This window comes from Marinobacter vulgaris, from assembly GCF_003344045.1.
Taxonomy (GTDB): Bacteria; Pseudomonadota; Gammaproteobacteria; order Pseudomonadales; family Oleiphilaceae; genus Marinobacter; species Marinobacter vulgaris.
The window spans coordinates 427,464-436,664 of sequence record NZ_QFWX01000003.1; the positions used below are offsets into that span (position 1 = coordinate 427,464).

Below are 9,201 nucleotides of genomic sequence, written 5' to 3' on the forward strand. Positions count from 1 at the left end.
CTTACTATCCGGCGGCTTCGCGAAGATGTAATACGCCTGTAACCCGCAGGCGAAAGCGTCCGCGGCCTATCTTTTCGATTGCCAAAGAAGTGCAGCGTTCGGCCAGCCGACGCTGCAAAAGGATCAGCCGAGCCTCAAGATTATCGACGACATCCGGCAGGTGCAGGCTATTATCACGGCGCAGCTCGCGGTTGGTGAACTCGTCACGGCCCAACGCGTTGTGGTCCCGGACCAGCTTCCACAGGATGGCTCCGGCGACGCCTTTGATCAGGTATTCGTTGTTGATAAACACGGTCTGGTCGGTCCGGTAGAAACACACGTCAACCGGCTTGCTGCCAGCCTTCGACACAGGCTTCCTGGTCGCAGGCTCAACGGCGAGATCGCTGCGGCGTTCCAGTGATTTGATCGCTAATGCCAGATAGTGTGAAAACGCCACCAGCGCATCCTCGTCGTCCCAGCTAAAGCGCATTTCCTCTGGACTTTCGGCATAAAGTACCGCGATCAGTTGTTTGCCGTGAAGGATGGGAACCGCTATCTGGCTGCCAGATCTGGCCAGACCGGGCAGGGGAATGCTCATCTCCAGGTCAATTGAGGCATTATTCTGCAGATAACTTTCGCGAACGGCACGGCTATACAGATATTCGGTAGCGCAGTGGCCGATTCGAATAGGCACACCTTCACGCGCCGCTACGCCGATGATGCCTTCACCAAGGCCAATTTCTGAACCCACGCCGGAGTGAATATAACCGCGACTGGCCACGGTATAGAGTTTGTCTCCAGCTGCGTCCAGCATCAGAACCATGGCGTGCTGGATGTTGAACTCCTGTGCCAGACAGGCCAGAGTGTCTGTGAGTAGGGAAGAGAGGTCCTGGCAGGCCCCAAGTCGCTCAATACTGCGCCGCAAAACCGGCAAAAGGCTTGGCGCCAGCGGAGCCGCGAATGGCGGCGAAGTATCTGGTACCGGCTCGATACTCTGTACCCGGTAGATATCAGAGCCTTTCAGCCGGAATACGTCACTCATGCCGCTATGAGAGGCAATGCCCGCCAGTCGCGCCTTCATCGATTCGAACAGCGGGCCTTCCGAGATGGTGTGCAGATAGGAGAGATGCAGGTGATAGTGCTGTGCCGTTACCGGATCCACCAGCAGAATGGTTGCCGTGGGATTGATCAGAATATTCTTGCGCGTAGTATTAAAAAACTGGAACGACAGGGCTACATGGTCTTCATCGATGTAATGCACCTGTGAGAGGTAAGCCACGTTGGGCATGGCATTCTCATCACAGGTTGCGATGACGGCAGGAACGGCGCCTTCAAAACAGCGCCGAAGACTACTCAGAAGCGGCTGCATTACCCGGCTCCGAGAGGCTGGCCCGCGCCAACGCCGGGCGTCTGGTTAAAACCGACTACGGGCATAAAACAGACACAGACAGCATCGGTAATATCAGGCGCCATCAACGCCTGCGAAAACGCCGGTGCGTAACCCAGGGAAATCAGCTCGCCAGCAGCGCGCAAGCCATGTCGTTCGATAAGGACCTGGTCGCCAGCCTCAAGCGGCTGAATACGCACGGCAGGGGCCTTTAGCTGCACAGTCTTGTGTGTCGCCGGGCGGCTGAATACCGCAGAGAAAGCGCCTCCGTCACGCAGGTCACGTAACACGCTGGTAGAGCGTGATTCAGACAGGAAGACGCAAACTTCGCCAGTGGCTCGGCATATCCGGCAACCATAGGCCTGAGATACCGATGGCACTCGAGTTGCGCTGCAGGACCCAACCTTTATGGCAATAGGGCCGAGGAGGAATTCAGCGAGTTCCTGATTGAAAAGCAAAGCACCAGTGGTAGTGGAGCTCATGCAATGATTCATCCAGTCAAAAAAAAGACCGCGTGCCTGAGTTGAACAAGTAGGGTACAAGCTCAAGAAACATTATTTCAGATTGCGATTTGACGACCACATAAAGTACTAATTTCGTCGTCCTGCGCCAACATGTATTTTCACCGATCAGCAGGTTGCTGAACGCGGCTAGCAAATGCAGCCGGTTGTTGTTCTTGGCAAGGCCGCGATAGCGGGGTTCGACGGCACAGCTTTCCTCTGCGGCGCGACTGTGCTTGAAAAGTTAAATCTGTATTGAGGGGGGCATGAACCTCTCTCTTAACTCAATGTCCCAGTACATCGGTTTCGTTTTTCTTTGCGTTTTTCTCCTTCTTTTTTTCCTTGGCGGTTAAAAGCGGTTTCCTTTTAGTGTCTTTTTTGCTGGCCTGGCCTTTACTCATGCGGTCTGTCCACCTCACTGCGCCGTATTTTTTCTGGATACCGATCTTCTTTATGCCTCGCTGAGGAAATCAGCCAAATGCAAACCCGCTGGGGCACCGTTGGCACCGTCCGGATCGGCAACATCATCATCCTGAGGAAGCACGCTGGTGTCTTCGGGACCGTGCCACAAAGGTGAAATCATTCCGAGCCCTTTCTGGGCGAGCAGATCCCTGATCAGGCTGAACGCTGCGGCTGGTCGTGCCAGCCGTTGAAATTCCGGCACGGGCAGCCCGCCCGCATCGGTGGCCTGTATACCCAACTTGGAGGCCATGAGTGCGATGCGCTGGTTCTGTACTTTGCGGCTGTAACCCGAGCGGATATCGCGATCGAAGGACGCAATTGAAGCACTGCCGTCAAACGTCATGCCCCGGCGCCTGAAATGGGTGGCACCGGTCATCGACCAGACGTCGTCAACGATGACCGTGGTTGTGCGCAGAACGGCCTGCCGACCAGGGAACCCTTTTGGGTGGAAGGTCAGCACTCGGTCGGGAGCCGCTGCCTGCAACAGGTCAAACGCCTCTTTGCGCTGGGTAATGGCCCGTCGTGCAAACGGGGCGGGTATCAGGTCCGGCTCTCTGGGTGAAACAACGATGACTTTAAGATTGGATTGTACCGCCAATCGGTCAGCCATTCGCTGGATAAGGTCGATCTCATGGGCATCGGCTGCGCCATCAGGACGGGCAGTGCGTGCGAACCCGGGGGTTTCAATGTAGACCAGCTCCTCCGCTTCGGATAGCGCACGGGTGAGGGACCAGAGTGCGTCGCGAACACCATGGGTGGCGAGGAAATACTCGCGGCGGACTTCATTGATCAAACGGTCTTCATTGGCGATGGTGATCGAACCGGCTGGCGACGGAATCCCCAGCGCCCCGGCCACGGTATCCAGCAACTGGTCCAGGGTGAGTGGCGAGTTGGTGGCAAGGGCGTTGCCCGGAGGCAGCAGTGATAGTTCCGGTGTTTCACAGACAGCAGCAACGGTCTGAAGCAGCACACCGGATGAACTGCCAGCGGGCGGTGGAGATCCGGCATCGGGTTGTGGTGGATTCATGTTGTCGCCGCCGGACATAACAATCCAGCCAGGGGATGTCGAAACACTGGCGCCACCAGGCAAGGGAAGCATGGGCTGGACCCTGCGAACCGCGTGGCGGGCAAGATCATAGCCCAGTGCCCCGTTGACCCGCACACCGCTGGCATGGAGGTCGGGTCCCGGAGGGTTACCCGGGTTTCCCTGTCGAAGGGCGGCCGAGCGGGTCTCCCGTGACCAGCGGGCACCGGACAGAACACCTTCCCAGCTGAGTCCGTCGTCCAGGTGCGTGGTATCGGCAATGCCGGTCACCACAATGGATTCAAGCCGCCCCATCGTAGGGTGGCGGGGACCTTCCCGGGGTTCGGTTTCGTTTCCGAGGGCGCGAACCACGTCAATTGGATCTGAAAGACCTGCCCCCGGAGGGCTGGTGCGTTCGATTCCAAACACGGGTGCGGGCGCGACGGATTTCACTGAAGGTGGAATGAGCGCCATCGGATCCGGCGTGGCAAACGGGTCCGGGGGGACAGTCGCCGGGCCATTGTCGATGGTCAGACGGCGGTTGGCAAACAGGCGGCGCCCGCCAACTCGTGGTGTGACCACCAGATCAAATACGAGAGTGGCCGGAGACGGTTTCGGATCGCCAGTGGCAAGCCCCAAGGGATTGCCAACAAGCACCTGGGTTGTTGAACCGGCCTGTACAATAGCCGAACCTCCATCCCCCCGCAGGAACGAAGGCGCTTCACCAATGGCTTCAATCAACTGGAAACGCTGCGCAAACAGGCGTACGGCCGCACCGTCTGGCAGGGTATCTGCAGGCAGGGTAACGACCACGTCATTGCCCGCAGTCCAGACTGCCGTAGCGCCCGCAACTGGCGAAGTCGAGCCAGAGCCAAAACCGGCTCCGGTATCGGGCAGGGGAAATCCGGGCCAGTGGGCCTGCAGTCCCGGCGCCGGAGGAATACCTACGCCGTCGACGATCTCCGGGGCTACGGCAAAGACCAGATTGCTGCCAGGCGCCCCGATAAGCCGATCTAGCACTTGCCCGGAATGAGCCAGAACGTCCGGCCCATCGGTCAGGTAATCAATGGTTGCGTTGTCCCTGATGAGGGGTTTGAGATCTTCGGGAATATCGCCGTCTTCTCCGGGAACACCTCGCACCGCGCCTTCGGAGCGGTTACCCCTAAGGTGCCAATCGAGATCTGTGGCGAAGGCGCGAAGAAACTGCCGTGACAAAGTCACGCCCGGGGCCAGCGGTGGTTGCGAAAGTGGCTCAGCCGACATGATACCGCCCGTAGCCCATCCCAGCCGGAGCCGCTCTGGTGAACCTGTTCCGGTCCCCGCCAATTGCTGGATGCCAGAAAGCGTGATCAGCCCCGAACCATCCGGTGCGCCTGCCGGTGTCCCGGCGTCCTGAGCTTCAACACCGGGACCGCCAGGAACCGCGCTGAAGGGACGCCCATGCAGATCTGTCACCTGCACCAGTATGCCGCTGGCCAGTCCTGCAATACTGGCCACTCCTCCGGCCCCGGCCATACCGCCACCACCCGATGCATCCAGGGCTGGGAAATTCACTATCAGGTCAGCGAACAGTTCGGCAACGGCAACCGGATCGATAATCAGCCCGCGGTTGTCGTGAAAGCTCATGGGCTCGGCACGGTTCAGGGGATCCCCGGCGGCGTAGGTTTGCGGTGATCGGTCCGGGGTGGGCACCGCTCCGGTGAACACCAGAGTTTCAGGAACTGGCCGGTGGTGGGGCTGGTTTACAGGGGCGAACCGCACACTCAGCATGCGGTCGAGCCGGGCAACCGCTTGCGGATGCAAGCGGAATGCCGCAACCGGACCGGCGATTGGGGAACCATTAACACTACGGAATTCGGCACCGCTGTTGAGAAACTCCAGGGTTCCCAAAAAGGGTGCAAGAGCGCTGCCTGAAGGATTGAGGCGAAGAGCACCAATGTCGTAGGTTGGATTGGCTGTGCCCCAGCTTGGCCAGAGCCGCAACGCAGTCAACCCGAGGGCATCAAGCCCCTGGTCCTGCAATGACTGGGCTGCGGCGGCGGGGGTAAGGGTAAAGACCTGGACCATGACTCCTCCTAATAAGTCTCGCTGGCGGCTATCGACACTGATTCAGCCCCTTGCTCGCCGGGTAACCGTGGTTCCGTCCGGCGACGTAACCGTGGCGCTGATACTTCGCAGCTTTGCCCGGGCGGTTATGGTAATGGTGACCCGCTGCCCGATCCGCCGCCGGGTAACAGTAAAGGTCTCCTCTGGGGCAATGGTCGGCACATCTGCCAGACGGCTGGAATAGCTCAGGGTATCGCCGTGCTCGGTAAACTGGGTACCTCGGCGTTCTGTACCGGGCAGTACTACCGGGCCCGGAACGGGTGTAAACCGGCCCGGTATCCTTGGAATCCCGGGCCGGCCCGGCATGGGAATGAACGAGCCGGGCCCTGGGCTGGGCTCTTTCTGAAGCGTCAGTGAAAGCCTGTAATACTCACCGCCAACGGCGTCATCAAGCGCGCCGTCGATGGTAAAGGTGTAGACTTTGCCGCGTGCGGAAATTGTAAAACTCTTGATCGGCGACAGTGTCGGCACTGGCAGAATAGAGCCCGCTGCCAGGTTAAAGGTTTGTTCTGTTGAGCGGTTGATGGGATCAACGAGCCTGACCGTGACCGACACCGGATGATTGATGTCGGTACGCCGGATCAGCAGCCTGAACTCGCCATTTGCGGCATGCCATACGCCCGACGCGGTTCCGCCGGGCGCTGCGTCGGAAACATCCTGAAGTGGGGTAGACTGCCTGACCAGCGGTTCGGCAACGCCCTTTTCGACAACCTCTACCTGAAGTACATGAACCCCTAATGGGCCAGGTGACTGCGGTACCGGTGTGGCAAACGTGATAAGCACATCGCCGGGGCTTCCTCCCGGCCACGAGGCCACCAAAGGCCCGAGAGGCGGTGGTCCAGGAGGAGGGACCACCACGGGTATGGCGGGTGAGGCCAGTGAGCGACCGCCAAGGATGCCCTTCTCCGGGATTGGGTCCGCCCAGGCTACCGCCCGGTACCAGACGTACTTCCAGGAGCCTTCAGGGGTATCGGTACCTTCCACTGAATCAATCCACTCGTTTGCTGCAGGGCTTGGCGGGGATACGGTCCAGTCAGCAGTGCTGGTGGAAATCTGGGCAACAGGGAAGCCCATGCTGTCGAGCTGCCTGGCTGCATCGGCTACCCGGGTCCGGTATAGGTCGATCCGCCGTGGATGGGCGCCCGAGGTGCCCCTGGTTTCGATCCGTAGCCTGGCGGCAAAGCCCGGACCGGCGGCAACTCGACGTACTTCGATTCTTGGCGGTGCCGGTTCAGCCACTTTCGGGGCGGCATAAACAATGAGCGCGTCGGCAGCATCAGCTCCTGCCGGCCAGGGCGCTTCGGCACCCCCCGCGCTTACCGGCAGGACTATCCAGCAGTGAATGGCCTGGGAGCCCCTGGGAAGGGTGACATCCATACTGGTACCGGGGAAAAGTTCGTCGTTGATCCGGGTGAAAACATTGCGGTCGTTATCGGCGTTGAAGGCCGCCTTCAGGGCAACCAGCCGTTGGGACAGTGTCGATCCCGGCGCCGGATGGGACTGGCCGGTACGGTCGAGCAGGGTGAATTCATTGCTGGTATAGATCGCGTAGCCTTCCGCCGCTGGTTGGCTGGCCCAATCCAGTCGGGCATGGCTCTCGCCATTGGCATCGGCGAGACTGGCCAGGGGCACCATGGGCGTTACGGTTGTGTTTCTTGCCCTGGGGTCAGATGCGTAGCAGACCTTGCTGTTAGGTGTCCATGCGCTGGTCCTGCCAGGAGCGATGACTTCGGTCTGCTGACCTTGCAGTGCCAGCCCGATATGGCGTGTGGCACTGTAATCCAGCGCAAAGCCCGGTATTGTCATTCGATAGCGCCGACTGGAACCCTGGGTTGCCTGCCCTGGTGCCACCTCGTTTTCGCCCTGGGCATCCAGGCAGATCACCGAGCCGCCAACCCCGGTTGGGGCGTCCCCGGAAAAGCTGACGGCGACATTGTTAAGAGCTCCGGCCAATGAAGTCTGCACTCCGGCGGGGAAGGTTCCGGGTGGACTCTGGTGACGGTTAGCAGCTGCAAAGAGGCGGCCACGAAAGCGTACGGACTTGACTCTGCGTACCCGCCAGTCGAGCACAAAATCCAGTCGCAGTGTTGCCGGGCAGGAAGACGCCGGTGGGCCAGGGTCGACGGGAACCAGATTGGCGTCTACCAACTGAACCAGGTCCGGTTCTGGTTGGTTACCGCTGTAATGGTGGGTGACCCACGGGCTCCAGATGCCAAAAATGTTCTGGGTGGCGACACCATATCGGGCCTGAACACTGCCGGGGTTATTGGGAATCGGGAAGGCGCTGTCCGTTGCACTCTGACGGACTCTTTCCGGGTCTTCGGGGTTCGTCAGGTCGCCAATGGGCATGTGGCCGGGGGCATGCCCCCGCATTTCCATCAGCGCCCGAGCCGGGCCGGCTACAGCGAGGTCTGACCGGGCCACGGCAAAACTTGCGACTGAGGCAAGATTGTCCAGTACAAAACGTTCCCACGACAGCCGCACAGCGGCTGTCCAGGGTTGGTCTGCCGCAGAGGGTTGGTGGACCCCAAGAGAGTCAAGCTGAAGGTCGGCGGGCGCTGGAGCGGGGGTAACCTTGCGTGGGCGCGGAATCAGCGCCGCATACTCCACTTCGTCGCTGTCGCCGTCGAGGCCGTTGGCCCAGCGCCCCGTTACCATGTAGTCCCAGTCACTGGTGTTACTGTCACCGAACAGGCTTGTTGCCCCCAGGTTGACTGTCGGAATATCTTCGTAGGCATAGCCGGTACCGAACCCCAGGGTGACCGCAAGCAAAGGGTCGGTGGATGCCGCCAGTTGCAGCAGCGTCAATGGTGCAACCGTAGCCTTGCCGTCCTGTCCACTCATGGTATTTCCCGATGCATTCTCGGGTGGGTGGATCACGAAGTCGCGGGTAAAGCTGGCCTGATCTTCCGGGGGCATCGCCAGCGCTTCATGAAGCAGTGGCAGTAACTCGGCTTCGGCCTCGGTGATCAATTCAGCGGCTGAGGGCAGGTCCCAGGTTGGCGCCACCTGACCCGACGGAAGCTGGGGGTGCCAGCCCCAGGGATTGACACCGCGACCGTATCGATTCGCAGCGGCTGCTTTTGCCGAAAGTTCCGCACCGACCAACCCCTGACCGACACCGTGGCTTTGCCCTGGGAGGTCATTCCACTGACCGGCATCTACCGGGAAGCCCACGGTTTCAACCAGCTCCCAATCCTTGATCTGATTGGCGGCCGACATCGGAATACCGGTTAGTGACTGCAGCGAACTGGTACCACTGAGTAACAGGCCGGTGATATAGGGCGCCTGAAAGGTGAACGGGCGGGAGCTGTTGGCGCTCAGGTTGAAGGTAAGTACGCCCAACACATTCTCAAAACCAACGCCGTCAGCGAGTGGAAGAACAATGACATTCTGTGCCGTGGCGCCTGCACTGACCACACCCGATACCGACAACATAGGTTCTTCGAACGCGACTACGGTGCCCAGAGGGGGTAATGGAATGAGCGACCACGCGATGTCGGTGTCTTTGGTCAGCGGTGTCGCAGGTCTTCGCCAGACCTTGAACGGCTCGCTTGGCAGCCCGATCTCGGGGTTTACCTGCCAGCGCAGAAAAATCGATACTGCCCGGCTCCCGAAATCCTTGAGGTCGGGAAATTTATCGGGATTCGCCGCCGCGTGCCCGCCTAACAACGAACCGAGGGTGATCAGGGCGCCCTGTCCACGAAACAGTGTCTGGTCAAAAATTCTCGCCGCCATGGTTT

At 59.9% G+C, this 9,201-nt stretch carries 4 protein-coding genes; all 4 read right to left on the bottom strand.

Translation table 11 applies throughout. The features are described from left to right. Positions 1-4: 4 nt before the first annotated feature. The 4 genes from DIT71_RS08220 to DIT71_RS08235 all read right to left on the bottom strand — a co-directional run bounded on the left by DIT71_RS08220 (position 5) and on the right by DIT71_RS08235 (position 9,196). Entirely contained in the window at positions 5-1,348 is a 1,344-nt protein-coding gene (locus DIT71_RS08220) for a GAF domain-containing protein (protein WP_114612711.1), read from the bottom strand. Continuing rightward, the gene (locus DIT71_RS17860) at positions 1,348-1,566 is read right to left on the bottom strand and encodes a hypothetical protein (RefSeq protein ID WP_144114481.1); all 219 of its coding nucleotides are present in this window, start codon (positions 1,564-1,566) and stop codon (positions 1,348-1,350) included. The genes DIT71_RS08220 and DIT71_RS17860 overlap by 1 nt, the downstream gene beginning before the upstream one ends. Before the next feature lie 751 nt (positions 1,567-2,317). Next, positions 2,318-5,419: a phospholipase D-like domain-containing protein gene (locus DIT71_RS08230; RefSeq protein ID WP_114612713.1), complete on the bottom strand. Its 3,102-nt coding sequence runs from the start codon at positions 5,417-5,419 to the stop codon at positions 2,318-2,320. Between the two features lie 42 nt (positions 5,420-5,461). Continuing rightward, positions 5,462-9,196: a hypothetical protein gene (locus DIT71_RS08235; RefSeq protein WP_114612714.1), complete on the bottom strand. Its 3,735-nt coding sequence runs from the start codon at positions 9,194-9,196 to the stop codon at positions 5,462-5,464. Between the last annotated feature and the right edge of the window lie 5 nt (positions 9,197-9,201).

Bases quoted from the DNA above. Each gene is read 5' to 3' on its own strand.
- DIT71_RS08220 (WP_114612711.1), bottom strand. From the start codon at position 1,348: ATGCAGCCGCTTCTGAGTAGTCTTCGGCGCTGTTTTGAAGGCGCCGTT.
- DIT71_RS08230 (WP_114612713.1), bottom strand. From the start codon at position 5,419: ATGGTCCAGGTCTTTACCCTTACCCCCGCCGCCGCAGCCCAGTCATTG.
- DIT71_RS08235 (WP_114612714.1), bottom strand. From the start codon at position 9,196: ATGGCGGCGAGAATTTTTGACCAGACACTGTTTCGTGGACAGGGCGCC.